The organism is Capnocytophaga sp. oral taxon 903 (genome assembly GCF_013394785.1).
GTDB lineage: Bacteria > Bacteroidota > Bacteroidia > Flavobacteriales > Flavobacteriaceae > Capnocytophaga > Capnocytophaga ochracea.
Map to the genome: position 1 here is coordinate 332,820 of NZ_JABXYW010000002.1, position 26,671 is coordinate 359,490.

21 protein-coding genes and 2 pseudogenes are annotated in these 26,671 nt (G+C 39.6%); 13 read left to right on the forward strand and 10 right to left on the reverse strand.

Annotated elements, in window-relative coordinates:
• Positions 1-19: 19 nt before the first annotated feature.
• A complete protein-coding gene (locus HW279_RS01405; RefSeq protein WP_178957682.1) occupies positions 20-160 on the reverse strand; it encodes a hypothetical protein in 141 nt (46 codons plus the stop codon).
• Positions 161-208: 48 nt separating this feature from the next.
• Positions 209-682, reverse strand: coding sequence for a transcription elongation factor GreA (gene greA, locus HW279_RS01410; protein ID WP_009410098.1), 474 nt, complete (start codon positions 680-682; stop codon positions 209-211).
• Between the two features lie 360 nt (positions 683-1,042).
• Between greA and HW279_RS01415 the strand changes: the two genes are divergently transcribed.
• Both HW279_RS01415 and HW279_RS01420 read left to right on the forward strand, forming a co-directional pair.
• Positions 1,043-2,365 carry a lytic transglycosylase domain-containing protein gene (locus HW279_RS01415; protein WP_009410097.1) on the forward strand — a complete coding sequence of 441 codons (1,323 nt, stop codon included), beginning with the start codon at positions 1,043-1,045 and terminating at the stop codon, positions 2,363-2,365.
• A gap of 28 nt (positions 2,366-2,393) precedes the next feature.
• Positions 2,394-3,260, forward strand: coding sequence for a geranylgeranylglycerol-phosphate geranylgeranyltransferase (locus tag HW279_RS01420; RefSeq protein WP_178957683.1), 867 nt, complete (start codon positions 2,394-2,396; stop codon positions 3,258-3,260).
• A 174-nt stretch (positions 3,261-3,434) separates the two neighbouring features.
• On the opposite strand, the gene HW279_RS01425 is transcribed toward HW279_RS01420, so the two are convergent.
• Together HW279_RS01425 and HW279_RS01430 are read right to left on the reverse strand one after the other, a co-directional pair.
• Positions 3,435-5,870 carry a tetratricopeptide repeat protein gene (locus HW279_RS01425; protein WP_178957684.1) on the reverse strand — a complete coding sequence of 812 codons (2,436 nt, stop codon included), beginning with the start codon at positions 5,868-5,870 and terminating at the stop codon, positions 3,435-3,437.
• A 76-nt stretch (positions 5,871-5,946) separates the two neighbouring features.
• Positions 5,947-6,738, reverse strand: a complete 792-nt coding sequence (locus tag HW279_RS01430; protein ID WP_178957685.1) for a DUF3108 domain-containing protein — start codon at positions 6,736-6,738, stop codon at positions 5,947-5,949.
• 293 nt (positions 6,739-7,031) lie between these two features.
• Here HW279_RS01430 and pbpC point away from each other — a divergent pair, with 293 nt between their 5' ends.
• The 11 genes and pseudogenes from pbpC (at position 7,032) to HW279_RS01485 (ending at position 17,276) form a co-directional block, all read left to right on the forward strand.
• Positions 7,032-9,410: a penicillin-binding protein 1C gene (gene pbpC / locus HW279_RS01435; RefSeq protein WP_178957686.1), complete on the forward strand. Its 2,379-nt coding sequence runs from the start codon at positions 7,032-7,034 to the stop codon at positions 9,408-9,410.
• Positions 9,411-10,065: 655 nt separating this feature from the next.
• Positions 10,066-10,323 (forward strand): annotated as a pseudogene (locus tag HW279_RS01440) (glutaredoxin-2 domain protein); the annotation flags it as partial.
• 197 nt (positions 10,324-10,520) lie between these two features.
• The gene (locus tag HW279_RS01445; RefSeq protein WP_048746550.1) at positions 10,521-10,964 is read left to right on the forward strand and encodes a PIN domain-containing protein; all 444 of its coding nucleotides are present in this window, start codon (positions 10,521-10,523) and stop codon (positions 10,962-10,964) included.
• Positions 10,965-10,988: 24 nt separating this feature from the next.
• Positions 10,989-11,573: a Holliday junction branch migration protein RuvA gene (gene ruvA, locus HW279_RS01450; protein WP_048746553.1), complete on the forward strand. Its 585-nt coding sequence runs from the start codon at positions 10,989-10,991 to the stop codon at positions 11,571-11,573.
• A 17-nt stretch (positions 11,574-11,590) separates the two neighbouring features.
• The gene (locus tag HW279_RS01455) at positions 11,591-11,857 is read left to right on the forward strand and encodes a hypothetical protein (protein ID WP_053580975.1); all 267 of its coding nucleotides are present in this window, start codon (positions 11,591-11,593) and stop codon (positions 11,855-11,857) included.
• Between the two features lie 102 nt (positions 11,858-11,959).
• On the forward strand, positions 11,960-12,451 hold the full coding sequence (locus HW279_RS01460) for an LptE family protein (protein WP_178957687.1): 492 nt from the start codon (positions 11,960-11,962) through the stop codon (positions 12,449-12,451).
• Between the two features lie 27 nt (positions 12,452-12,478).
• Complete coding sequence (locus HW279_RS01465; RefSeq protein WP_002673420.1) at positions 12,479-13,315, forward strand: hypothetical protein; 837 nt, start codon at positions 12,479-12,481, stop codon at positions 13,313-13,315.
• Between the two features lie 11 nt (positions 13,316-13,326).
• Positions 13,327-13,704 carry a preprotein translocase subunit SecG gene (gene secG, locus HW279_RS01470; RefSeq protein WP_178957688.1) on the forward strand — a complete coding sequence of 126 codons (378 nt, stop codon included), beginning with the start codon at positions 13,327-13,329 and terminating at the stop codon, positions 13,702-13,704.
• A 204-nt stretch (positions 13,705-13,908) separates the two neighbouring features.
• The gene (groES, locus tag HW279_RS01475; protein ID WP_002673428.1) at positions 13,909-14,187 is read left to right on the forward strand and encodes a co-chaperone GroES; all 279 of its coding nucleotides are present in this window, start codon (positions 13,909-13,911) and stop codon (positions 14,185-14,187) included.
• Between the two features lie 24 nt (positions 14,188-14,211).
• Positions 14,212-15,846, forward strand: coding sequence for a chaperonin GroEL (groL, locus tag HW279_RS01480; RefSeq protein WP_009418123.1), 1,635 nt, complete (start codon positions 14,212-14,214; stop codon positions 15,844-15,846).
• A gap of 266 nt (positions 15,847-16,112) precedes the next feature.
• Positions 16,113-17,276, forward strand: coding sequence for an OmpA family protein (locus HW279_RS01485; protein WP_178957689.1), 1,164 nt, complete (start codon positions 16,113-16,115; stop codon positions 17,274-17,276).
• 715 nt (positions 17,277-17,991) lie between these two features.
• Here the strand turns inward: HW279_RS01485 and HW279_RS01490 are convergent.
• From HW279_RS01490 to HW279_RS01515, 6 genes and pseudogenes are all read right to left on the reverse strand, one after another.
• Positions 17,992-21,150, reverse strand: coding sequence for an efflux RND transporter permease subunit (locus HW279_RS01490; protein WP_178957690.1), 3,159 nt, complete (start codon positions 21,148-21,150; stop codon positions 17,992-17,994).
• Between the two features lie 333 nt (positions 21,151-21,483).
• Positions 21,484-21,918, reverse strand: a complete 435-nt coding sequence (locus HW279_RS01495) for a DUF4268 domain-containing protein (protein WP_178957691.1) — start codon at positions 21,916-21,918, stop codon at positions 21,484-21,486.
• A 4-nt stretch (positions 21,919-21,922) separates the two neighbouring features.
• A complete protein-coding gene (locus HW279_RS01500; RefSeq protein ID WP_178957692.1) occupies positions 21,923-22,669 on the reverse strand; it encodes a hypothetical protein in 747 nt (248 codons plus the stop codon).
• A 13-nt stretch (positions 22,670-22,682) separates the two neighbouring features.
• Positions 22,683-24,517 (reverse strand): annotated as a pseudogene (locus HW279_RS01505) (GNAT family N-acyltransferase).
• 14 nt (positions 24,518-24,531) lie between these two features.
• Positions 24,532-25,836, reverse strand: a complete 1,305-nt coding sequence (locus tag HW279_RS01510) for a cation:proton antiporter (RefSeq protein ID WP_178957693.1) — start codon at positions 25,834-25,836, stop codon at positions 24,532-24,534.
• Positions 25,837-25,891: 55 nt separating this feature from the next.
• Positions 25,892-26,605: a DUF4294 domain-containing protein gene (locus tag HW279_RS01515; RefSeq protein WP_009410075.1), complete on the reverse strand. Its 714-nt coding sequence runs from the start codon at positions 26,603-26,605 to the stop codon at positions 25,892-25,894.
• Positions 26,606-26,671 lie beyond the last annotated feature (66 nt).

Genomic DNA, 26,671 nt, shown 5'->3' on the forward strand with positions numbered 1-26,671 from the left:
TTAGTTCAGGTTTTAGGACTTAGCCAATCTTTAAGTATAAACCAATAATCATAAGGGCAAGAGTAATAAATAATTCCACCACCCATTTTATGATATCTAATTTAGCCTGCGCTAAATCTTGCTTTGTTGCAAGTTTATCTTCTGATTGGGGTAAAATCATATTTTAGTAATAAAAAACTATATTTAGTCATATGTTCTTACCTCTTATCTATCTTGAGATTTCTAAAATCTCCAATTTAAGAGTGCCATTAGGTACCTTAATCTCAGCTATTTCACCTACTGATTTGCCCAAGAGCCCTTTGCCAATAGGAGAACTTACCGATATTTTCCCTGCTTTTAGGTCGGCTTCACTTTCTGCTACAAGGGTATAAGTAATCTGCATCTTGTTAGCCAGATTTTTCAACTTTACGGTAGAGAGCACAAGCACTTTGCTCACATCAAGCTGTGATTCATCGATAATGCGAGCATTAGCTACCAATTCTTCGAGTTTGGCAATCTTCATTTCCAATAAACCTTGTGCTTCTTTAGCAGCGTCGTACTCAGCGTTTTCTGAAAGGTCTCCTTTGTCACGTGCCTCAGCAATAGCTTGAGAAGCACGAGGGCGCTCCACATCTTTCAGCTGATTGAGCTCATCACGAAGCTTTTTCAGCCCTTCAGCAGTGTAATATGATACTTTCTTCATAATATCTTTTAATGTTGTTATGTTTATATAAAAATAAAAAATCCTCAAATAGTCTCTCTGAGGATTTCTGCGGGCAAAGGTAATACTTTTTTTTAAACTGACAAACTTTTTATAACAAAGTAGTACGCTTTTCTTCTTTTGGCATCAAATATAAAATCACCAATATCAATTAACATAGGTTTTGTATAAGCTACCTCTTATCTAAAAATACCTTTACCCAAAAATAACAAATCTTGGCACACTTTTGGTATCAATTCAGTGAGGATTTTGAAAAAAATAACTATATATTTGTTGCATTTCAATATTTTTAATAACTTTGTCCCCTTGCTAAATCTAAGTTAAAAAACACTCAACAATAATATGACACTTAAAAAATATACATTGGGAACTCTTTTTTGTTTTTTAATCGGTAGTTTATCCGTTGAAGCACAGAGCTCGTTCTCCAAAGATACCATCAATCAAACTATTGCTAACAACAAACGCGAAGCTCTTCGCAAACTAAACGACAACCCTAAAGCAAGAAAATACGATGAAAAATGGCTAAAAGAACTCTCTAATTCCGATTTATTCGAGCAAATGAGTGAAGATATTGCTACTACCCCCACCGATGTAACCTACGACGAACTTCCCACTGAAGTCCTCAAAAAACGATTAGAGAAACTTAACCAGAAAACTCCTTTCAATGTAGAGTATAATCCTATCTTGGAACAGGTAATCAAGTCGTTTCTCAAAAATCGCCGTTCTTCTTTAGAGCGCCTAATGACTCTTAGTGATTATTATTTCCCGATGTTTGAACAAGAGATGAGTAATCAAAAGATTCCTTTAGAGATGAAGTATTTAGCCATTATTGAGTCGGCTCTAAACCCTAAGGCTCGTTCGCGTGCAGGAGCTACAGGCTTATGGCAGTTTATGTACAGTACAGGTAAAGGTTATGGCTTAGAAGTAAATAACTATGTTGATGAGCGTAGCGACCCCATTCGCTCTACCAAAGCAGCTGCAAAATACCTAAATGAACTCTATAAAATATTTGGCGACTGGGATTTAACACTCGCCGCCTACAATTCAGGACCCGGTAATGTAACCAAAGCCATTCGCCGTTCCAATGGCAAGACTAACTATTGGAATCTGCGTCCTTATCTCCCCAGAGAAACCGCTGGATATGTACCGGCTTTCTTGGCAACCCTCTATATTTTTGAATATGCCAAAGAACACGGCTTCAAACCTCAAAAGCGCGCTAATCACGTTTTTGAAACCGATACTGTCCGCGTAAAGCAAGCTATATCTTTTAAAGATATTTCCGATATTACAGGTATGGACGTAAAAGATATTCAATTTTTTAACCCTTCCTATCAATTAGATGTTGTCCCTTATGTTGAAGGTCGTAACTACGCCGTGCGCTTGCCTATTTCTGAGATAGGTAAGTTTGTAGCCAACGAAGAGGCTATCTATGCTTATCTTAATGAAGAGAAAGCAAACCGTGAGCAACCTCTCCCTCAAGTAGTAAAAGGCGACCAATATGCAGGAGGCAGATCTTCTAAGAAAACAATATACACAGTAAAGAAAGGAGATAATTTAGGAAAGATTGCTACACGGCACGGTGTAACGGTTTCTAATCTCAAACGCTGGAATCGTATCAAGGGCAGTAATATTCGTGTAGGACAAAGGCTCTCTATCTATAGGTAACGGCTAACAAGCACAAAACATACACATAATGAGGAGAACTACCTTATTAAAGCTCATCGGAATTTTTTCGGCTGTACGAGGTTATAATATAATGATAGTATGCCTCGCCCAATATTTAGCTGCTATCTTTGTGCTTTCGCATAAACCTTGGCGTGAGGTAATTTTTGACGATTCTTTACTGATGCTTGTCATTGCAGGAGCTTTGGCTATCGCAGGAGGCTATATTATCAATGGTTTTTACGACAAAGAAAAAGACCTTATCAATAAGCCTACCAAAACAATGATAGACCATCTGGTAAGTCAAAATACTAAACTCACTCTTTACTTTTTACTTAACTTCCTTTCAGTAATTGTAGCCAGTTATGTATCGTTCAGAGCAGTAATTTTCTTCTCTGGATATATTTTCACAATGTGGCTCTATTCTCACCGTATCAAGAAGTTATTATTTTTTGGCAACCTCACTTCGGCAATATTAGCTATTATACCCTTCTTTGCCATCTTTGTATATTACCGCAACTTCGAGGCGATAATTTTCGTACACGCCCTACTCATCTTTCTGCTTATCCTTATCAAGGAGTTTATTAAAGATTTACAAAATATCAAAGGAGATTTGGCTCATAACTACGCTACTATACCCGTAGTATATGGAGAGTCCTTCTCCAAAAAGCTCATTACCCTAAGCGTCGTGTTGTGTGCCTTACCTATTTACGTATTGCTCAATTACTTTTCCATAGGGAATTTAACCTATTTTCTATGGTTTATGCTTATATATTTATGTATTTTTGTATGTCTTCTTTGGCGAAGTAAAGACCAAAAACATTATGCATTGCTCCACAATATGCTTAAATTGATATTAGTAGCAGGCATATTCAGCGTAGCACTTACTGTAAAATAATCTCAACTCAATGTAACGATTTATTAATATTCAAACACTTTTACGGTTACAGTACTTTACCAAAGTTTAGCCCTTTGGATATTACCTCTCTTACATCAAACTCTCGCTAAATAACAAAAAGAGCTGTCTTAATAAGACAGCTCTTTCCGCATTTATTATTTGAAAAAGGAGAGTTTACTTTTTAGCGGTAACTACTTTCAGCATATCACAAGCTTTCTTCTCACCGTTATCGCAAGCTTGTTCAAACCAATCGGCAGCCCTACTATCCGATTGTTCTATGCCTTCACCGTGATAATAGCAGTGTCCTAAACGAAATTGCGCAGGAGCATAATCCTTACGTGCAGATAATTTGTAGTAATTAGCGGCTTTCTCATACGAACGGTCTATACCATTCCCATTGTAATAACAGTTAGCTAAGTTGTATTGTCCTTGAGCGTAATCACGTTGTGCCGACTTTTGGAAGTTAGCCAATGCCTGACCAAAGTTCTGCTTCTCAAAATAATAAGAGCCTAACTCATTAAGTGCTTCCACATTGTTTTGTTCAGCTGCTTTAGCAAGCCAATGTATCCCTTTGGTTTCATTGAGGTGTTTCATAGGTGTTTTCGGAGCGTTTTGTGCTACGGCAGATCGTGTACTTGCTCTCACAGCATATTGCTGTTTAGCAGAAGAAATGCTCTTGCCTCCTCTTTGTCTGCGAAGTAACTCAGCACGTGCTTCGGCTTCAGGACTATTAGGCTCTATATTGTGTGATGAGGTAACAGCAACAGTAGGCGTAGCGGTAGCAGCTGGCTTTTTAGGGGTTGGCTTAGGAGCGGGAGTTGCCGGTTGTGGCTTCACATCGGGTACCATTGTCATATAGTATTTTCCTAGGCTGAATTGAGTAGAAGCATCACCTTTCTTAGCCACTCTCTCTGCCCAATAAACTGCTTTCTCATCGTTCTTATCTGGATTCTTTACTTCAAAATAATACTCCATCAAACGTTTTTGTGCAGTGGTATTATCTTGTTGTTTGGCTAATTTTTCATAGAGTGGAAAGGCTTTATCATTTTGTTTACTTGTCCCTTTAGCATAGAAATAACCATCAGCTACTGCCAATATCACTTCCGGACTCTCTTTTGGGTCATTCTTTTCAACTATTTTATTAAGCCAATCAAAAGCGTATTTATTAGAAAGCCCAGCAGCTTTTACTGCCCACTTGCTGGCTTCTCTCATCGATTTCTTCACTCCTTTACCTTCGGCATAGCATTGTGAAAGATTGTATAACACATCGGCATACGCATCTTCTTGTCCTTGGTAGAAGTAGTCTAACATTTCTTTTTGTGGAGTAGGTGTTTGTTTAGAAGCCTTAGTATAATATTCAAAGGCTCGTTCAAACGATTGGTTGGTGTATTTCCCATTGAAGTACAAATCACCTAATTTCTTAAGCGCTAAAAGATGATTAGCCACAGCAGCTTTCTCGAGGTAGTCAAAGCCCTTTTTAACGTCCAACTGTCCCTCTTGCAAAAGAATATTTCCTAAGTTGTATTGCGCTGTTACATCACCTGCTTCAGCAGCTTTTTGGAAGAACTCTAAGGCTTGTGCGTTTGAGGGTTGTGCTCCTATCCCCACTGCATAACATACCCCTAAGTTATTTTGCGCTTTAGGAGTAGGATTGGTATTTACTGATTTGAGTATCCAACTGAAAGCATCTTTCGGGGAAGCATTGGTGCCTATGCCATTGTAGAAGCAAAGTGCTAATTGTGCTTGTGCTGCTGCATTGCCTTTGTTAGCGGCTTGGGTATAGTAATTAATCGCTTTCTTGTAGTATTTCCCTATAAGCGGACTGTTGCCATAGAAGTAAAAGTTTCCTAATTGGTACATTGCTTCAGCATCGCCTCCTTTGGCTGCTTTTTCAAGCATTTCAATAGCTTTAGCTTCCGATTTTTCTACGCCTTTACCTTCTAAGTAAGCATCGGCAAGCATTCTTTGTGCTTCGGTATTACCTTTATTAGCCACTTGGGTTAAACGCTTTATAGCTTCTGGGTTTGATGCATTGACTTCATACGCCCAAGAAGCTAATAGCATCTCAGCTTCTGAATTGCCGTTTTTTGAAGCTTGTTCTGCCCAATATTTAGCCTTATTCACATCTTTAGTAACTCCTTCACCTGAGTGGTACGCCTTAGCAAGGTCTAACTGCACTTCAGGGTTCTCTTTCTCAGCGTGCTTCTCTATAAGTGCATAATACTTCTCTTTCGATTGCTCTACGCCTTTACCATCGCGGTAGCATAGTGCCAACTCACGTTGTGCTTCGGGGTTACCCGCATCGGCTACTTTGGTGAGCCATTCCACTCCTTTTTGTGGTGATTTTGGTACGCCTTTACCGTTAAAATAGCATTGTGCCAACTGGTATTGTGCATTTAAATCGCCTGTCTCGGCTACTTTTTCAAGCCATACTACGGCTTCCTGATAAGAGCGCCTTACGCCCTTTCCTTTAAAATAAGCATCAGCTAATTCAGTTTGTGCTTGTACATCTCCCTTCTCGGCAAGTTTGATGAGTTTTTTTACATTCGCATCTTGCCCATACGATAATGTTGCAAGAAAAATAGAGACTGCTAAAAACAAGTTTTTCATAGTATATTTGTTTATTTTTGATTACTTCCGCTTTGAGGCGACAAATATACGTAAAAAAAATAAACTAACTACACAATTATTTCTTTTTTTTCAAATTTGTGTCATTTTTAAGATTATTAAAGCCATCAAGCTCAGCTACCAACGAACCTACACGCAACGAAGCTTTTAGCTTCACAGGCACTTTATTCTTGTCGTCGGTAATCCACATCGTGATACTTTCTTCTTCCTTAAACACGCGCCCATCTTGTACTAATGGACAGAACTTTAAGGTATTAACCGTACCAAAATGTGTCTTTACTTTTTCGCGACCTAATAGTTTTAGTTTGAACTTGTATACCTCGTCATCATCAAAAATCATATCCATAGATATCTGCCCCCCTACTTTCATATTTTCGATATTAGGGTGATGACGAAGTGCATAGAACGCTGATATTACATCGTGTAAACCTGGCTGAAAGTTTATTTCGGTAATATTACCGTTTTCTACATTATTTATTTTTACCTTATTGCTGGTATGATTAAAATACATTTTGAGGTATTTAGTGTATCCTCCTTCGTAAATATTTCTTATAAAAAGTCGTGGTTTGCCATCTGTTATGCCAAAATAACTCTCATAAGTATCATCTACTTTGAAAAATATACGTGCCAAACCAGTAGTGGCACCTTTACCCACTGCGTGAAACACCTTTTCGCCGTTATACATCTCTTCATTAACTGCCATTGTAGCAATGCTGGCGTTAAATACACCATATTTTACTTTAAAACGCAACCATTCTCCTCCTTTGAAAGGTAGTTCAGCAGTTTGAGCCCCTACTATAGGGCTTACTAATAACGAAAAAAAGATAATAACAATACTTAAATGTTTCATATATTAACGTGTTAATCTGTCAATAAGACAATAAATTAATGTGCCAAAGAGCAATTAACGTGCCATTTTTCAACAGCCTTGTGACTTCTATCTCATTTTTTTATGTTACATTTGCCCGATTTTTTAGAGGTTATTCGTGTTATGATAGCGTTAATCAATAGTATTTCAATATATAACACTAATTATAAATCCCTTCGTGGATTGTCCCCTTTCGAGGGTTTGGGGGCTTCCGCGTAATCCGTGAGAGACTTTAAAAACTCTTTATCAAAGTCTCTTAGGCTTTTACAAAATCCGTGACGCAAAAACAATTGAAAAATAAAATTTTACATATCCTTTTCTTAACAAAGCAAAAACTCCGCCACCACCCTATCAAAACAGCGATAGCAGTGCTATGCTTTGTGTGGTATGCTTTCTGTCTGCCTCGTCAGCTCTTCCCACAACCTTATGCTACGGTGTTGGAAAGTAGCGAGGGTAAATTACTTGGGGCTAAGATTGCAAACGACGGACAATGGCGTTTCCCCGAAGTAGACAGTGTGCCCTACCGCTTTAAAATGTCGGTATTGCAGTTCGAAGATGCTCATTTTTATTACCATTGGGGGGTAAATCCCATATCGGTAGCCAAGGCTCTCTATCGCAATGTGAGTAGTGGTAAAGTACAGCGCGGGGGCAGTACGCTCACCCAGCAGGTGATACGTATCGCTCGTGAGCACCAACAGCGCACTTATTTCGAGAAACTTATTGAAATGATATGGGCTACCCGATTGGAGTTCCGCTATTCTAAGGAGAGTATCCTCAAACTCTACGCCTCTCACGCGCCCTTTGGTGGCAATGTTGTGGGACTCGATATGGCAGCCTGGCGTTACTTTGGTGTCGCTCCTCATCAGCTCTCGTGGGCACAATCGGCTACGCTGGCAGTCCTCCCTAATGCACCCAGCCTTATCTTTCCTGGTAAGAACCAAGAACGTCTCTTGCAGAAACGCAATACGTTGCTTTACAAACTCCTCCTTAAAAATATCATCGATAAAGAAACATACGATTTGGCACTTCTCGAACCTCTTCCTGCTGAACCTCACCCTATTCCACAACTTGCGCCTCACCTGCTTATTTTTGCTTCTAAAACTCAAGAAGGTGAGCGCATTAGCTCTACGGTGTCGTTAAACTTGCAAGAGAAGGTAAACAGCCTTGTAGCAGGGTATTACACCCACTACTCGCAATCCGAAATCTATAATATGGCAGCTTTGGTGGTAGAAGTGAAAACACGAAAAGTGCTCGCCTACGTAGGCAATACCCCTACCGATACCGACCATCAAAAAGATGTGGATATCGTGCACGCACCTCGCAGTACGGGCAGTGTGCTCAAACCTTTTCTCTATGCAGCGATGTTGCACGAGGGAGAACTCTTGCCTACCCAGTTAGTACCCGATGTTCCTACTCAAATAGGAGGCTATTCACCTCAGAATTTTAGCAATAGTTTTGAAGGTGCTGTCTCTGCCGATATGGCTTTAGCCAAATCGCTAAACATTCCATTTGTATGGCTCTTAAAGCAGTTTACTACCTATCGTTTCTACGATGTGTTACAACACTTGCAACTGAAAAACATCAACCGCCACCCCGACCATTATGGTCTTTCCATTATCCTCGGAGGTGCCGAGAGCAATCTGTGGGATTTGGCACAGGCGTATACCAATCTGGCTTCGGAAACGGAAGTCTTTGCGCGCACTCAGCACTATCGTACTAAGGAATTTCAGCACTTGCGTTATACCGATACTGCCCCCTTAGATTTCGGAAAAAACACTCGCGATCTACCTACACTCAGGGCGGGAGCGCTCTACAAGATGTTTAGTGCAATGAAGGAAGTGAACCGCCCTACCGATGATATAGCGTGGCGCTACTACGAGTCGTCGCGCAAGATAGCGTGGAAAACAGGCACCAGCTTTGGCAATAAAGATGCCTGGGCGATTGGTGCTACGCCTCAATATGTGGTGGCTGTGTGGGTAGGCAATGCCACAGGCGAAGGACGTCCCACCCTCACAGGGGCTACCTATGCCGCTCCGGTGATGTTCAGTATCTTCAACGCCCTCCCTCCTACTTCGTGGTTTTCAGAACCCTTAGACGACCTGCGCGAGGTATCCGTCTGTGCCAATTCTGGTCTCCTTGCCAAACCCGAATGCCCTAAGCAAACAGTACTTAGCAATCTCGCTCCTAAGGAAGTGGGGCAATGTCCTTATCATAAGCTCGTACACCTCGACCGTGATGAGCAGTATCAAGTAAACACCTCGTGTGAGTCTCCACAAAACATTGTAAACAAAGCGTGGTTCGTGTTACCTCCCGTAATGGAATGGTATTACAAACAGCAACACATTCACTACAAGCCGCTTCCCCCCCTACGTCCCGATTGCACACAAGGCAATCTCCAAAGGGGCTTGGATTTCGTTTACCCTAAACACCAAAGCGTACTCTACACCACTAAAACTTTTGGAGGCGAGCAACAACCCTTTACAGCAAAGGCTGCCAATCGCGAAGGCAAGGTTTTTTGGTATTTAGACGATGCTTTTCTCGGCACCACCGAAACTTTTCACGAAATGAATATCTTTGCCCCAAAAGGCAATCACACCCTGCGTATCATCAACGAAAAAGGCGAAGAAAGAGCCATTACCATCATATGCCGATAGTCCAATTTACTAATTTTTTAATTTGCTAATTTATCAATTTACCAATTTATATCCGTCTTCCCCTAATTGCCTGTTGTTCTAGAACCTTTGGCAAAGTTAAATATATTTAACCTTCCCGTCACTAATTCCCCCTTTGAAGATAACCAGCAACAGATTTTCATCACATCTCCTTCGTCATTCGTCATTCGTCCCTCGTCATTTCTTCCCCTTTTCCGTCACTACATTCCCCCTCTCCTTGGGAGAGGGACGGGGTGAGGATTCTTTTTCTTTCGCCTCAAAACCCTGTTTTTAACATTTTTTACACTGTTGTATCATATTATGAATCAACCTTTTATATACCCTTTCTATACCAATCGTCCAAGATTCGTATAAGCTTCCTATAAGCTCTCTATAAGCTAACCCCACCCTTCTTACACCCTTTTTTCATCAAAAAACCTACCTCCCCTCTTCCGAACTCCTCCGTTTTCTTTTGACAACTCAGATGTGTCTCTTTTGCGGTATACAGTTTGCCAAAGTTTTTGCCTGTGCGGCTCGCACCTTTGGCAAAGTTGATTATAGGCATTATTGGTATTATTGACGCTTCCTAACGACTAACGAACTATTTTTTGTCATTTGCTATTTTTTTTGTACTTTTGTCTTTTCAAATTATACTATTATGCCTTACACTATCACTATCACCGATGACAGTCCACAAGCTTTATCCTTTATAAAGTTTGCACGTACCCTCGATTTTACTAAAGTTACTAAAAACAAAGAGACTAAAAAAAAGTCTGTTACTTCTGAAGTTTTAGAAGAAGATGAATATGGCATTCCTATAAAATATCGAGATGAAATTATGGCAATTTCTAAAAAAGTAAATAAGGCTGTCGCTAAACGTTGGGACGCTGAACTATCTAAAAGAATAGAAAAAGAAACTAATCGAGATGAAATTATGGCAATTTCTAAAAAAGTAAATAAGGCTGTCGCTAAACGTTGGGACGCTGAACTATCTAAAAGAATAGAAAAAGAAACTAATCGAGATGAAATTATGGCAATTTCTAAAAAAGTAAATAAGGCTGTCGCTAAACGTTGGGACGCTGAACTATCTAAAAGAATAGAAAAAGAAACTATATGATAGTTATTTCTGATAGCAATATTATTTTTAGTTGCTTCTATGCTCCCAATGGAGTAATAGCTAATATACTATGCAATAAAAAGAATCCTATACAATTTATCGCTCCCGACTATCTTTTAGAAGAAGTTGAAGAACACTTGCCTGAAATAATGGATAAAGTAAATATGACTAAAAAAGAAGCTCTTACTTTCCTAAAAGAGGTTACAAAGAATATTACATTTTATAAATTAGAGCAGATACCTTCAAAATATACTTCTCAAGCTAAAAAGATAGTTAGAAATATAGATATTGACGACTATCCCTTTGTAGCCCTTCACTTTCAAGAAGGACACAAAATTTGGACTTGTGATTTCAAACTCATCAACGGACTGAAAGAAGAGGGGTTAGACATTTGTATCACTACTTCTGAACTAAAATCTAAGACCTATAAAAAGAATTAACCCAAGTATCGACAAATTGAACTAATGATTACACAATTACAAGGAAAACTCGTAGAAAAGAACCCTACTCACGTAGTAATCGACTGTCACGGGGTGGGCTATTTCGTAAATATCAGTCTGAATACTTATTCAGCGCTCCCCGAAGGCGAAGCCATTAAACTATACACCTATTTGCAAATAAAAGAAGATGCCCATACACTCTATGGCTTCCTCACCAAAGCCGAACGCGAAGTGTTTGTATTGCTTCTTTCGGTATCGGGAGTAGGTGCTAGCACTGCCCGCACAATGCTCTCATCGCTCACCGCTGCACAAGTGCGCAATGCTATTATCAATGGCGAGGTAGCTACCATTCAAGCAGTAAAAGGTATAGGTGCTAAAACAGCCCAACGTGTAGTACTCGACCTCAAAGACAAGATGCTCAAGCTTCAAGACTTTGAAGAGGTGCCTATGAACGCTGTAAGCACCCACAAAGAAGAAGCGCTTGCCGCCTTAGAAGTATTGGGCTTTATGCGCAAACAAGCCGAAAAAGTAGTCGATATCATTATCAAATCGAGTAGCGAAGAGCTTTCAGTAGAAGAAATTATCAAGCAAGCCCTCAAACGCTTGTAAATTTAACAGTAAAAACTATGAATACAACCATTCTCAAAGTAGACAATAGCAGTGAAATGGCTTTAGCTTTTTTAGAATATGTAAAGTCTTTGCCATTTGTAAAAGTAGAAGTGCCTAAGAGCAAGAAAGAAACATCAGCTTCCTCTATGGAAATATTAGAAGAAGATGAAGACGGTATTCCTATTGCACATCGCGATTTTATAATGGAACTATCACAAGATGTAAAAAAAGGTTTTGCCAAACGATATTTCAAGACTATGAAGAATAAATATGCTGAGAAATGATAGTAATAACTGATAGCAATATACTTTTTACTGCAAATTCATCATTCGTAATTTGTCATTCGTAATTATTTTCGTATCTTTGCCCGCTAATTGATTGGTAAAATGAAATATATCTTATATATACTCTTGGCTTTCACTGCTATAAGTTGTGGTATCTACAACTTTACAGGAGGAAGTACAGGCGATGCAAAGACTTTTCAAGTAAACTTCTTTCGCAACGATGCTCCCTTGGTAGAACCTGGACTCGACCGCGATTTTACCATCGCCCTACAAGATTTAATTAACAACCAAACCAACCTCAGCCTTACCGATCGCAATGGCGACCTTGTGTACGAAGGCGAAATCGTAGAGTTTAACATTACCCCTATGACGTCTACTGCAGGACAAACCGCTGCCCAAAACCGTGTAACCATAGGCGTAAATGTGCGCTTTACTAATCATAAAGAAGATAAAAAAGACTTTGAAAAACGCTTTTCTTTTTACTATGATTATCCTGCTGCTACACAATTCAACTCAGTAAAAGGCGAAGCTATACCACAGATATTCGAGCGTATCACCCAAGATATTTTCAACGCCTCATTGGCAGATTGGTAGCAATTAGGTAAAGACAATAAGGTAAAATTGACAGTAAAACAATTCATAGAGATTATTAGGCATCCCTACACTATTAACGATGATCAAGTATATGAACTCGACGAGATAGTGAAGGAATATCCTTATTTCCAAGCAGCAAGGGTGTTACAACTCAAAATATTGCATTCCGAAGAAAACTACAAGTACAACAAAGCCTTAAAACTCGCTGCGGTACACGTAACCGACCGCTCAGTATTGTTCGACTTTATTAATTCTAAAAGTATTATCCCTGATTTCTCAGCCCTGCGCCGTGATTTTGAACGTATTCGCAAAGCGAGAGAACGCAAGGAAGCCGAAGAAACTGAGAATACACCTCCTAAGGTAAGTTACATCGACCACGAACCGCGCTTATATCGCCCTAATGTACCCGAATCTATTTTTGAAGAACCTATTTTCCCCGAAGATTTGGTAAATCACCAAGAGTTAGCCGATGCTTTTGAACCTAAAACAGAGGAAAAACCTAAAACTGATACTGACAATATCTCTCAATGGTTAGAAAACATCTCCGATGACCATACCGAAGTATCCTATAAAGACGACAAGGTAGCCGAGAAGTTCAAACTCATTGATAAGTTTTTGGAAAACAATCCTAAGATTGAGGCCTCTAAAGATTATGTATCCAACGTAAATTTAGCCGATGATGTAAACTCAGACCCTAAACAATTAATGACTGAAACTTTGGCACAAGTATATGTAAATCAGCGCAAATTTAAGCAAGCTATACAAGCGTATGAAATATTAATTTTGAAAAATCCAGAAAAAAGTGCTTACTTTGCAGCCCAAATAGAAAATATCAAAAAACTACAACAAAATAATTTATTTTAATTTATAGAGAAATGACTACATTCAACATCTTTTTAGTGCTTATCGTGGTAGTATGTTTGCTACTCGCTTTAGTAATTATGGTACAAAACCCTAAAGGAGGCGGACTCTCTTCTACTTTCGGTGGCAATACACAAGTAGTAGGTGGTGTAAAAAAAACAGGCGACTTCCTCGAACGCAGTACTTGGACGTTTGCTACTGCTTTAGGAGTGCTTATCCTTATCGCCAACACCTTACTACAAGGCAATACCGGTGTAAACGCCGATTCTAAACTGCTCGATGGCAATACCCCTGTTGCCCCTATAGAAAACCCTCTTAACCAACAAGCACCTGCCAACAATGCTACTCAAATGCCTGCTACTCCTGCCACATCTTCTAATACAGGTAACTAAACTGACAAAAAGTCAGTTTTTACAGATTGGCATACTTTCTGAAATATCCTCTTCGATTTTTTATAAAAGGAATTAAAATACTTGAATGAAAAGGTTAGATAACATCCCCACATCCCCCCTTTCGAAGGGGGCGCGGGCGATGTAATTCCCTAACACCTAATTCCTATTTTCTAAACAAAAAAATAACTAAAAACTAAACAAATAATGGCAAAATTGAATATTAAACCTTTAGCTGATAGAGTAGTGATTGAGCCCGCAGTGGCCGAAACTACTACCGCATCAGGTATTATTATCCCTGATACTGCAAAAGAAAAACCTCAAAAAGGTACGGTTGTAGCCGTTGGAGCAGGTACTAAAGATAACCCTGTAACCCTAAAAGTAGGCGATACAGTACTCTATGGCAAATATGCCGGTACTGAACTAAAATTAGAAGGTAAAGACTACCTTATTATGCGTGAAAACGACGTATTAGCAGTTATCTAAACATAAAAACTAAAAACTAAAGAAATGGCAAAAGATATTAAATTTGATATAGACGCTCGCGAAGGTTTAAAACGTGGCGTTGATGCATTAGCAAATGCAGTAAAAGTAACATTAGGTCCTCGTGGTCGTAATGTGATTATTAGCAAATCATTTGGTTCACCACAAGTAACCAAAGACGGGGTAACCGTTGCTAAGGAAATAGAACTAGAAGACGCTCTCGAAAATATGGGCGCTCAAATGGTAAAAGAAGTAGCTTCTAAAACCAATGACCTCGCAGGTGACGGTACTACTACCGCTACTGTATTAGCACAAGCTATCGTAAAAGAAGGTCTTAAGAACGTAGCTTCTGGTGCTAACCCAATGGATTTAAAACGCGGTATTGATAAAGCCGTAGCAAAAATCGTAGAACACTTGGCTAAACAAGCTAAAGAAGTAGGCTCTTCTTCTGAAAAAATAAAACAAGTAGCCTCTATCTCTGCTAACAACGACGATACTATTGGCGAACTTATCGCTCAAGCATTCGAGAAAGTAGGTAAAGAAGGGGTTATCACCGTAGAAGAAGCAAAAGGTACAGATACTTACGTAGATGTAGTAGAAGGAATGCAGTTCGACCGCGGTTACCTTTCTCCTTACTTCGTAACCGATTCTGAAAAGATGGTTGCAGAACTCGACCACCCTTATATCTTGTTATACGACAAGAAAATCTCTACTATGAAGGACTTGCTTCCTGTATTAGAGCCTGTAGCTCAATCTGGCAAACCCCTCTTGATTATCGCTGAAGATATCGATGGTGAAGCATTAGCTACCTTAGTAGTAAACAAATTGCGCGGTACTCTTCGCATCGCAGCTGTAAAAGCTCCTGGTTTTGGTGACCGTCGTAAAGCAATGCTCGAAGATATCGCTATCCTTACGGGTGGTACTGTAATTGCCGAAGAAAGAGGCTTTACCCTTGAAAACGCTACTATCGATATGCTTGGTACTGCCGAAAGAGTAAGTATCGACAAAGATAACACCACTATTGTAAATGGTGCTGGAAAATCTGATAATATCAAAGCGCGTGTAGCACAAATCAAAGCACAAATCGAAAACACCTCTTCTGATTATGACCGTGAAAAACTACAAGAGCGTTTAGCTAAACTCTCTGGTGGGGTAGCAGTGCTTTACATAGGTGCTGCTTCGGAAGTGGAAATGAAAGAGAAAAAAGACCGTGTAGATGATGCTCTTCACGCTACTCGTGCAGCTGTTGAAGAAGGTATCGTAGCAGGAGGTGGTATAGCGCTTATTCGTGCTAAAAATGTTTTAGGAAAACTAAAACCTCTCAATGCCGACGAAGAAACAGGTATTAAAATTATCCTCAAAGCATTGGAAGCTCCTTTGCGCACTATCGTAGAAAACGCAGGGGTTGAAGGTTCTGTAATCGTAGCTCGTGTACTCGAGGCTTCAAGAGATGCTTACGGATACAATGCTAAAACAGGTACTTATACCGATATGTTTAAAGCAGGTATCATCGACCCTAAAAAGGTAACCCGTGTAGCCCTTGAAAACGCTGCCTCAGTAGCTGGTATGATTCTCACTACCGAATGTGCTTTGGTAGACATCAAAGACGATAAAGCAGCTGCAATGCCTCCAATGGGTGGTGGTATGCCAGGAATGATGTAATCGTAAATTCATAGCATTATTATCATATTTTATTAACACGAAAATCAGGGAGAGTTTACAATGAAACTCTCCCTGATTTTTACACCCAAAAACTATATTATCTCTTTGAAATGTGAAAGAAATGCAAACGGTTTGTAAATAAAACGTTAAAAAACAGGGTAAAAATGCGAAAAGCATATATTTTATAACCAAAAATGATTGTACAAATAAAAAAAGTCGTATATTTGCCCCGAATTTTAAAACACAAGTAATAAACATTTTTTTATATGAAAAAAACCTTATTAAGTATTGCAACTGTCGTTGCAGTGATAACAAGTGCTAACGCACAAGATATGCTAAGTAAGAGCAAATTTTTTGACAATTGGCAAGTAGGTGTTAAAGCTGGAGGTTTCTCTTATACTCAGCGTGAAGCTTTCTTTAAAAACACCCGTGCCACTTTTGGAGCTGAGATTGGTAAACAAATCTCTCCTGCTTTCCGTTTAGGCGTTGAAGGTATGGCGTATGTTCGTCCAGTAGACCTTGACAATGATGTAGATGCAGGTAACTTTATAGACAATACCAATGTAAGCTTGGTAGGTACTGTAAACTTGAGCAACCTTATTGCTGGTTACAAAGGAACTCCTCGTTTCTTCGAAGTAGAAGGTTTTGCAGGAATTGGTTGGTTCCACAGATATGTACAAGACATCGCTCCTAACTATAGAGAAAACTACAGAAGCAACAGTATGTCTGCTCAGTTTGGTTCTAACTTATTGTTCAATTTAGGCGAAAGCAAAGCGTGGGGAGTTAAATTAAGTCCTGCTATTGTTTATGCAGTAGATACACCTACTGAGAAAAGTTCAGTAAACAGCTTAAACAGCTTGAACTCTTTCATTCAAGCTACTGTTGGTGTAGTTTACCGTTTTAAAGGAAGCAATGGTGCTCACCACTTCACTACAGCTACTCAAAATCCTGACAATAGCGCAGAATTGAGTAGACTTCGTGATGAGTTGAACAGCAAAAACAAAGAATTGTCTGACTGCCAAAGACAAGTTAATAAATTGCAAGATGACTTAGAAGCAGCTCGCAACAAGAAGCCAGAAGTAGTAGAAAAAGTAGTTACTAAAAACAAGAAAACTTTGGAATCAGTAGTTACTTTCCGTGTAGCTAAAAGTACTATCGATGCATCTCAATTGCCTAACGTAGAGCGTATCGCTTCTTACCTTAACAAATATAGGAATGCTAAAGTTAGTATCAAAGGTTATGCTTCACCAGAAGGAAACTTAGAAAAGAACAAACAATTAGCTACTGCTCGTGCTGAAGCTGTTAAAAACCTTTTAGTTAAACGTTACAAAATCTCAGCTGATAGAATCCAAGCTGAAGGTAATGGTATCGGTGATATGTTCAGTGAACCAGATTGGAACCGTGTAAGTATCGCTAATATCGTAGAGTAATCAAATACCCTACAAAATAAGAACTTACAAATAAAAATTAAGGAAAAAGGCTATCCTAATTAGGATAGCCTTTTTTATTTTCTATTACGTGAGTTTGACTCGAATTAAAAGAGGCAAGGTCAATGCTGAAAAAATGTTAATCTCTTTTAAAACCCTGCAATTTTTTTAAAGTTTAGAAAGTAGAACACTTGATAGTCTTTTGTGGTATCAAAAACATTAAAACATTATTTATCAGTAAAATATTAGAAAAACCTTTGTTATCTTTTAATTGAAGTTTAACCGAAGGTAGAGCGAAGCTAAGGTGAACCTAAGACGAACCTAAGACGAAGGAAAGGTGTTAGAATATTGGATATCAATAGGTAAAAAGCCCTTATAACTTTATTGAAGAAAAAGTGTTAAAATAGCGTTTTTGATAAATAAAAAACAATATTACTACTTTCTGAGTTCTGGATAAGAAAACATCAGATAATAAAAAATCCCACAGAATTACACAGATTCCACAAATCTGCGAGGTTTATAGGGTGAATTTAGTAACTAAGGAAATAAGATTTGTACGGATTGCGACACAAAAGAGATATCAAATTTACTAAAGTTTCTAACTTTGGCAAAGTATTGTACGCAAAAACGACCCAAAAATAATGTGCTAGTAATAGAAAATAAAAAGGCTGTTTGCTTTTTTAGCAGACAGCCTTTTTTGTCGTAGCACAATAGGCATTTAATATTCGTCAGTAGGCTCTACAAATATCTCTTCTTTTTCTTTATGACCACTAATACTCTCTTGTATCGCTTGGAAGAATACAAAAAATACCGGAATCACAACAAGTCCGAAAAAAGTACCAATAAGCTGACCAATAGCAGCTCCCGTAGCTACTGAACGGTTTCCTGCTGCTCCTACGCCTGAAGCAAATACCAATGGCATCAAACCAACGATAAAGGCAAAGGAGGTCATCAAGATAGGGCGCAAACGCGCCATTGCGGCATTGATGGCTGCCTTAGATAGGCTTTCACCCATACGACGACGTTGCACAGCAAATTCTACAATCAAAATCGCGTTTTTAGCTAAGAGTCCCATCAGCATAATAAGGGAAATTTGGAAATAGATATTATTTTCTAATCCAAAAAGCCACTGTCCTAAATAAGCTCCAAAGATACCAAAAGGCAATGAAAAGAGCACTGATAGTGGCAATAGGTAACTCTCATACTGTGCCGAGAGAATAAAATAGGTAAACACCAAACTGAGCAAGAAGATGAGAATAGTTTGTGAACCGGCATTCTGCTCTTCACGCGTTAAGCCCGTATAGTCGATTCCATAATTAGCATTGAGGGTTTGGGCAGCCACCTCTTGTACTGCTTTCAGAGCATCACCTGTACTATAGGCAGGATTGTTCTGAGCCGAAATAGACACCGAAGTAAAGAGGTTATAACGGCTGAGCGATTGCGGACCGAATGTACGTGTAAGAGTTACAAACTCGGTAATAGGAGCCATTGTTCCACTACCTGTTTTCACGAATAAGCTATTAAGGCTATTGAGGTCTTTACGCGCTTCGGGCAACGATTGTACCATTACGCGGTATTGCTTTCCGTAAAGAGTAAAATCAGTTGCATAGAAGCCCCCTATATAATTCTGTAAGGTCGATAGAATAGTGCTCACTGTAATACCTGACTGCATAGCGCGTTCTACATTAATATCCATTTGGTATTGTGGATAGTTCACATTGAAAGACGTTTGGGCAAACTGTATCTCGGGGCGTTGCATCAGGGCACCCAAGAACTCTTGTGCATTTTTATTTACCTCACTGATATCACTTCCGGATTTATCCAAGAGTACAAACGACACCCCACCTCCTACACCAAAACCAGGCACGGAAGGAGGCTGGAAGAAAATTACATTGGCATCTTTGATATTGGCTACTGCACGAAAGGCATTGTTGATAATCGACTGAATGTCTTGACCAGGGAGTTTAGAACGTTCCTCAAAAGGTTTCAGCTTGAAGAAACCCATACCATTATTACTACCTTCACCTGAAATCATACCGCGACCAGTAACAAAGGTAACATTTTCGACACCTGGGATATTGGAAAGACTTTCGTTTACCTCACGCATAATATTGGCTACACGTTCCATAGAGGCACCAGGAATCATCGATACATCCATCATCACAAACCCTTGGTCTTCACTGGGCACAAACCCCGATTTCATACTTTTATTAGCAAAATAGATACCGCCTCCTGCCATAAGTAAGAGCACTAAGGTTACCCATTTATGACGAAGGAAGAAGGTAAAGGTTTGCCCATATTTATGCGTAGCGGCATTGAAAGCTATATTAAACTTGTGGAAGAACTTGCCGAACCACGACTTTTCTTCATATTCTTTATTGCCGTGAGGTTTGAGGAAAAGCGAGCAAAGTACCGGACTGAGGGTGAGCGCATTGATAGCTGAAATCACAATGGCTACAATCAGAGTTACCCCAAACTGTTTGTAAAACACGCCCGTAGTACCACCCATAAAGGTTACCGGCACGAACACTGCTGCCATCACAAGGGTGATAGAGATAATCGCCCCTGTAATCTCGTTCATAGCTGAAATTGTAGCGGGTTTAGCTTTCTCGTGAGTTTGTTCCATCTTGGCGTGCACCGCCTCGACAACCACAATGGCATCGTCCACCACTATACCGATGGCCAATACCAAGGCAAAGAGGGTAAGCATATTGACAGAATAGCCAAAGAGGTTCAAGAAGAAGAAAGTACCCACGATAGACACTGGTACCGCAATAGCAGGGATGAGTGTAGAACGGAAGTCTTGCAAAAAGATATATACCACCAAGAACACCAAAAGGAAAGCCTCCAAGAGGGTAGATACCACCTTAGAAATGGCAGCATCTAAAAAAGTATTGGCGTTGTAGTTGATAGTATAAGTAATCCCTTCGGGCAAAGAAGGTTTCAACTCGTCTAATAGCTTTTCTATATTTTGGATAATCTCGTGAGCGTTAGAGCCTGGCGTTTGGGAGATACCCATTGCCACAGCAGGGCGACCTTTGCTTTCAGAAAATCCTGTATATCCGAGCGCGTCGAGTTCTACCTTAGCCACATCTTTAAGACGGAGAATACGACCCCCATCTAAAGCTTTGAGCACTATATTTTCATATTCCGATACTTGGGTGTATTTCCCCTTGTACTTAATCACATATTCATAGCTACTACCGCTGTTTTGTCCCAAAGTACCCGCAGCCGCTTCTCTACTCTGAGCCGAAATTGCAGCAGTTACCTCGGTAGGATTAAGCCCATAGGCTTGGAGTTTTTGCGGATTTAACCAAATGCGCATAGAATAGGTTTTACCTCCAAAAGCACTGGCATCCCCTACCCCACTGATACGTTTGATTGCCGGAATCACATTGATGCTCAAATAGTTTTGCAGAAACACATCGTCTAACTCTTTATTCTCAGAAAAGAAGGAGAGAAACATCAGGTTACCTGAGCTCTGTTTGCGCACCGTTACCCCCGATTGGGTTACCTCAGATGGCAAAATAGAATTGGCACGCGACACCGCATTTTGCACGTTTACCGCCGCGATATCACCATTGGTGCCCTGTTTGAAATACACAGTAATATTTGCTGAACCACTATTAAAAGCCGATGAGGTAATATAATCCATATTTTCCACCCCATTGATTTGTTCTTCCAGCGGAATCACCACCGCTTTGAGCACTGTTTCGGCGTTGGCACCTGCATAGTTAGCCGATACCTGTACCGTTACAGGGGCGATATCAGGATATTGAGAGATAGGCAAAGAGATAATCCCCAATACCCCTAAAATCACTATTAAGATAGAGACTACCGTTGATAGTACGGGTCTGTTAATAAAGTTTTTTATCATAAGTTAGATGTTATACTTGAATTAAAATTCTTGTTTAGTAGGACGCAAAGTAATCTCATTGATAGCTACGTCCTCGACCTGTCGCCACCTTCAAACCCGCTACTGGCTCCTGTGATAATCACGACTTTATCTTTGATGTTTTCTTTCATAATTACCAATTCATTAGATATTAAGAAATATAGAAAAGGAAGCGCTTTTATAGTAAAAAACACTTCCTCTTTGAGGGTGTTACCTTATTCTATGCAAAGGTAAGACAAAAAAGTTGCGTAAGAATGAGGTTCGATGTTAATCTTTTCTTAAAGTTTCAAAGGATAATACAGAGGTAAGTAGTGCTTATTTTTCTTCTTGTATTATGTCTTTGTACTCTGCCCAAAAGGCTTCAAACTGTAACATCGATTGATAGAGGAACTCCATCGCTGATTGCCAAGTAGCTTTGTTGTGAATAGTTACGTTTGGCAGTTCTACATACACACAGCCGATTTCTTTACCGTTGTTCAAGAGAAAGTGCTCTTCGAAAACAACGTCAGGGAGGTATTGTTCTTGCAGAATGGTTTTCAGCGACAACAATTTGTTATAGTACAAACTACGTGTTGCCTCGTTAGGGTCTTCCACAGCGAGGAGCACCCGTGCTTTACGGGTGTCGAATGAAAACTTAAAGCTGAAATCCTTTATCTTGGTATTGTAAAGCGTCCATTTCCGAGGGAAGGATTTGCCAAAGGAAATCCAGAAGTCTTCGCGTAGTTTTTTTGCTTCAGCTTTGCTGTACAAGGGGTTAAGGTGTGAATTGGATATTTGCTAAAAATGTATGACCTCTATCCTCTATTTTTTTAAACAAAGTAAATTTATAGAATGTGGAGCCGTCCTTTTCAAGCACTCCAAATTCATTATTTTTTAAATCATAAGCTACGAATGTATTCGGGGTAAGAGTCGGTTTGATTTTATAACGCAATTCATTAGTCTTCTTATCATACAATTCGTATGAAAAGTCTACTTTTTTAGCATATAAAAATTCTATATAGGGGTCTTCTTCTATTATTTGAGTATTGCTTTTTGCTATAGTAGTAGGTTGTGCAGGAGTAAGCGTTGCCATTGCCGTTTGAGTAGTAACAGGTGCTTTGTATTCCGACTTAAAAGTTGCTAAAGCATTCCCTTCAAAGGCATTGCGCAAGGCCTCTTGATACGACTTCTTGAACTCCTTTTCACGACTTTTACCTATCTCGGAAGTAAAGACGGTTTTATTAGCACAATCGGTGAGGATAAATTGCACCTTAGAGGTCATCATATTCGATTGGTTTTTCACGTCGGCTTTCAGTGCATCGCAGGGGTTTTGGAGCAGTTCAGCGGGGACTTCGCTCTCCATATACGTTTTAAAACCTTGTTTTTCTAGTAAAAACTTCGTAAGTGCATTCAACTGGTACTGATTATCTTCCTTTTGGAAAGTATAACGGTTAGGCACAATCACAGTTTGTGCAACAAGAGTCAGTGGTAGTAATGCTACTAAAAATAATATCTTTTTCATTGGTTTCTAATATTTATTCATATTCATTATTCTTCATTCGAGCTTCGAGTTCGGCTTGAAACTCTTCTATCACGGGTTTCATAGTGCTTTCAGGGAGGTCGGAGATGCGAATGTACATCAATCCGTCTACAGAGTTGTTGAAAAGTGGGTCGACGTTGAAGGCAATGACTTTGGCGTTTTGCTTGATGTACTTTTTGATGAGCACCGGCAAACGCAAGTTTCCTGGTTCGAGTTCGTCGATGAGTTTGTCGAACTTATTGAGGTCGGCTTTGGTTTCGTCGAAAATAAAATCTTTATCCTCGTCTTTGAGTTTTACTTTGAACTCTTTTTTAGGGCGTACATACTGTGCAATATAAGGGTCATAGAAGTTCGACTTCATAAACTCTATCATCAGCGATTTAGAAAAGTCAGAGAACTGGTTACTAATACTCACACTACCCAACAAATATGAGTGTTCCGGATAACGCAAAGTGGTATGAGCAATGCCTTTCCACAGCAAAAACAGTGGCATAGGTTTCTGCTGATATTCTGAAATGATAAAGGCACGCCCCATCTCGATGGTTTTACTCATCATATCGTATAATTCGGGCTCAAAACGGAACAAATCGTGGGTATAAAAGCCTTCGATGCCATATTTAGGGAATATTTCAGCCCCTAAGCCCATACGGTAAGCTCCTACTATCTTCTTAGCTTCGTTATCCCAAAGAAAAAGATGATGATAATAGAGGTCAAACTTATCTAAGTCAGACGAAGCGTTAGTCCCCTCCCCTACTTCGCGGAAAGTGATTTCACGTAAGCGTCCTATTTCCTTCATTATATTAGGAATCTCTTGATAAGGTGCTAAGAATACCTCGTAGTTGTTGTTTTTGAGCAGTCGGTAATCTTTTTTAGTGATGTTATCAACTTCCTTCTCTATGAGGTCTTGTTTGATAGGCGCTTCTATCTGTTGAGGATTGCTACCGCTCTTGCTTGATTTCAACACGTTAGTGAGTGGTAAAAACTTCTTATCTTGCTCTAAAGCATTAGCTAATATATAAGTTTTCTTACGTAAAAATTCGGTAAAATCTTCCAAATCGGTATGCTCATCTTGCATAGCTACCGAAATAGGCTTACCTATGCGTATATAAATAGTGCGTTCTTTCTGTGTAAGCAGTTCTGAGGGCAATTTAGCCGTGCGTAGCGTATCACTGATGCTTGCCAAGAAGTAAAACAACTTACTGTTTTTGGCGTGAAAATAGATAGGCACAATAGGCACTTTCACTTTCTTAGCAAGTTTCATAGCTGCCTCTTCCCAAGGCTTATCCACCATCAGTTGCCCCTCTTTGGTTACCGATACCTCCCCTGCAGGGAAAAGACCTAAGGGTTTGCCCTCTTTGAGGTGTGCAATGGTATGCTTAAAACCCACCACGCTAGATTTCGCATCTTTGCGGTCTTCAAAGGGGTTTACCGGTAATACATAAGGCGCTAAAGGCTCAATACGTTGCAAGAGAAAATTCGCCATAATCTTGAAATCAGGACGTTTTTCTAAGAGTAGTTTGAGAAGCAGAATACCATCAATTCCCCCAGTGGGTGGTTAGAAATGGTGATAAAAGCCCCTTCTTTGGGGATATTCTTAAAATCCTCTTCGGGTATTTCGAACTTTATTTCAAACTCATCTAACAGTTTGTTGAGGAAGTCTAACCCTTCAAAGTGTTTATTTCGGTTGTAAATAGCATTGAGTTTGGAGATACGGAGCAACTTCATCAGTGCCCATCCTCCAAAAGTACCCAAGAAGCCAAGTTTATCAATATTAATCGCTTTGGCTACTTCTTTGGCACTTACCAATCCTTTATCTTTTTGCTTTCTCATTCTTCTTTAAAGTCTTATGATTGTTTCCCTCTTTGCAGTTGTTTCATTCTTTTCAAGCGTGTCATCACCTCATCGCGATACAAGGCTCTGGTAGCCACTTTGCCTACGGTAAGACCTTGTACTAAAATGGAAAACAATACTACAATATAAGTAATTTGCAACAGTGTTTCTTTAAATCCTCCTTTATCAGCAGGGATAGAGAGTACCAAGGCGATGGATACTCCCCCGCGAATACCCCCCCACACCATTGTGATGAGCGAGCCTCGCGAATAGGTAGCTACCTTGCGTAATATCGTTTTGGCAGGAATATAAATCGCCAGTGCACGCCCCAAGAGGCATACGAGAATAGCTACCCCGCCTAAAAGGAACTGCTCTGTTAGATTGTCTATCAGTAGCATCTCAAATCCTATGAATAGGAACAAGATAGCATTCATAATCTCGTCTATGATTGCCCAAAACTTTTCAAGGTAATCTTTATTCTCCGCACTGCTGGCTTTCTTGCCTACATTTCCTACAAAAAGCCCTGCAATTACCATTGCCAGAGGCGAAGAAACGTGAGAAGCTTTGGTGATAAGAAAACCACCCATTACCACTGCCAAAGTGACGAGTACACTCACGTGATAGTCATCGGCTTTTTTCATCATTTGAGAAGCTATCCACCCCAAGAGCACTCCTAGTAAAACACCTCCTCCTGCTTCCAAGAGGAAGAGCTTAGTAATAGCGAAGAACGAAGGCTCAAAAGTGCTATTAGTAGCCAATTTCAGTACTACGGCAAACATTACTACCGCTACCCCATCGTTAAAAAGCGATTCACCCGTAATCTTAGTTTCAATACGTTTAGGTACTTTCACTTGTTTGAGCACTCCCAACACTACAATAGGGTCGGTTGGGGAAATAAGTGCACCAAAAAGCAGACAATAAACGTAAGGAATATGGATTTCTACCAAAGGAGCAATGTAGTACAGCAAAACTGATATAAAGAAAGCCGAGAGTACTACACTGATAGTTGCATAAGTAAAAATGGAGATTTTGTAGTTTTTTAGGTCGTTGATATTGATGTGGAGAGCTCCTGCAAAGAGAAGGAAGTTCAACATTGCTCCCATCAGTATTTCAGTGAAGTCAAAGCCTTGTAAAAGCGATTCAAGACGGTGTGCAAGCCCTGTAAATACTTCACCTCCGAAAAGACGTACGCCTACCGATATCATCATAGCAATCACCATAATACCTATGGTCATAGGCAGTTTTACGTAGCGAACATTCACGTACGAAAACAAAGCTGCTAAGACGATAATTACTGAAAAAGCGTAGTATAACTCCATTAGTACTATTTTATTTTCGGCAAAGGTACAAATAATTTGCTAATTTGCAAATCTGCTAATTTGCTAATTGCTTTTGAAGTCTTTTCTGTCGTTGTTCTACAAGGTCTGAGAAGTTATATAGTAAAGCTGGGGTTTGGTATTCTAATTCTCCACTATTGATAGCCCGCAAGATAATTTCCTCTATCCAATAGTCCTCTTCTACATTCATAGGGTCATAGCCTTTTTTGAGAGAAAGGTCGTACAGCCACGCGGTTTTGTTATACCAATAAGCATTCCAACCATTGCGCAGGTCTTTTACCAATTCGTAAGCCGTTTTTCCAGTTTGGCGGTGAATGAGTTTAATGAGAATACGCCCTTGCGAGCGGGAAAGTTTTTTGAGTTCGTCGGTGAAGTGGTCTTCAATATAGCGTTGGGTGCGTTTTACGTACACCTTCTTTTGTCGTTTATTTTGCATAGTATCCATCGTACGTTCCATTGTATAGAGCCGGTCGGCAGCCATTTTGGCATACGGATACACGCGTTTCACCCTACTGCGGAGAAGCAAATAGCGCTTTTGAGCTTCTGCATCACCGAAGTAATGCTCTTTACCAAAAACACTCACCTCAGCAAGCCGAATAGTATCTCCTGAATAAAATTGCTGGTCAAAAATATAAATAGTATCACGCTTCTGCGAGAAAGAAGTAAAAGGTAAAAAGTAAAAGACAAAAACAGTGATAGCTGGGTAAGTGAATAAAAGGTAATGTTGTATAGGTGCAATGATGTATTTCATTCTGATTTTCTTTATTTATTTTTAAAATCTAACGACTTTAACAACATTTGCATTGCAAAAATTGTT

Excerpts from the sequence above, each read along its gene's own strand:
- HW279_RS01405 (WP_178957682.1), bottom strand. The coding sequence starts at position 160 with ATGATTTTACCCCAATCAGAAGATAAACTTGCAACAAAGCAAGATTTA.
- greA (WP_009410098.1), bottom strand. The coding sequence starts at position 682 with ATGAAGAAAGTATCATATTACACTGCTGAAGGGCTGAAAAAGCTTCGT.
- HW279_RS01415 (WP_009410097.1), top strand. The coding sequence starts at position 1,043 with ATGACACTTAAAAAATATACATTGGGAACTCTTTTTTGTTTTTTAATC.
- HW279_RS01420 (WP_178957683.1), top strand. The coding sequence starts at position 2,394 with ATGAGGAGAACTACCTTATTAAAGCTCATCGGAATTTTTTCGGCTGTA.
- HW279_RS01425 (WP_178957684.1), bottom strand. The coding sequence starts at position 5,870 with ATGAAAAACTTGTTTTTAGCAGTCTCTATTTTTCTTGCAACATTATCG.
- HW279_RS01430 (WP_178957685.1), bottom strand. The coding sequence starts at position 6,738 with ATGAAACATTTAAGTATTGTTATTATCTTTTTTTCGTTATTAGTAAGC.
- HW279_RS01445 (WP_048746550.1), top strand. The coding sequence starts at position 10,521 with ATGATAGTTATTTCTGATAGCAATATTATTTTTAGTTGCTTCTATGCT.
- ruvA (WP_048746553.1), top strand. The coding sequence starts at position 10,989 with ATGATTACACAATTACAAGGAAAACTCGTAGAAAAGAACCCTACTCAC.
- HW279_RS01455 (WP_053580975.1), top strand. The coding sequence starts at position 11,591 with ATGAATACAACCATTCTCAAAGTAGACAATAGCAGTGAAATGGCTTTA.
- HW279_RS01460 (WP_178957687.1), top strand. The coding sequence starts at position 11,960 with ATGAAATATATCTTATATATACTCTTGGCTTTCACTGCTATAAGTTGT.
- secG (WP_178957688.1), top strand. The coding sequence starts at position 13,327 with ATGACTACATTCAACATCTTTTTAGTGCTTATCGTGGTAGTATGTTTG.
- groES (WP_002673428.1), top strand. The coding sequence starts at position 13,909 with ATGGCAAAATTGAATATTAAACCTTTAGCTGATAGAGTAGTGATTGAG.
- groL (WP_009418123.1), top strand. The coding sequence starts at position 14,212 with ATGGCAAAAGATATTAAATTTGATATAGACGCTCGCGAAGGTTTAAAA.
- HW279_RS01485 (WP_178957689.1), top strand. The coding sequence starts at position 16,113 with ATGAAAAAAACCTTATTAAGTATTGCAACTGTCGTTGCAGTGATAACA.
- HW279_RS01490 (WP_178957690.1), bottom strand. The coding sequence starts at position 21,150 with ATGATAAAAAACTTTATTAACAGACCCGTACTATCAACGGTAGTCTCT.
- HW279_RS01500 (WP_178957692.1), bottom strand. The coding sequence starts at position 22,669 with ATGAAAAAGATATTATTTTTAGTAGCATTACTACCACTGACTCTTGTT.
- HW279_RS01510 (WP_178957693.1), bottom strand. The coding sequence starts at position 25,836 with ATGGAGTTATACTACGCTTTTTCAGTAATTATCGTCTTAGCAGCTTTG.
- HW279_RS01515 (WP_009410075.1), bottom strand. The coding sequence starts at position 26,605 with ATGAAATACATCATTGCACCTATACAACATTACCTTTTATTCACTTAC.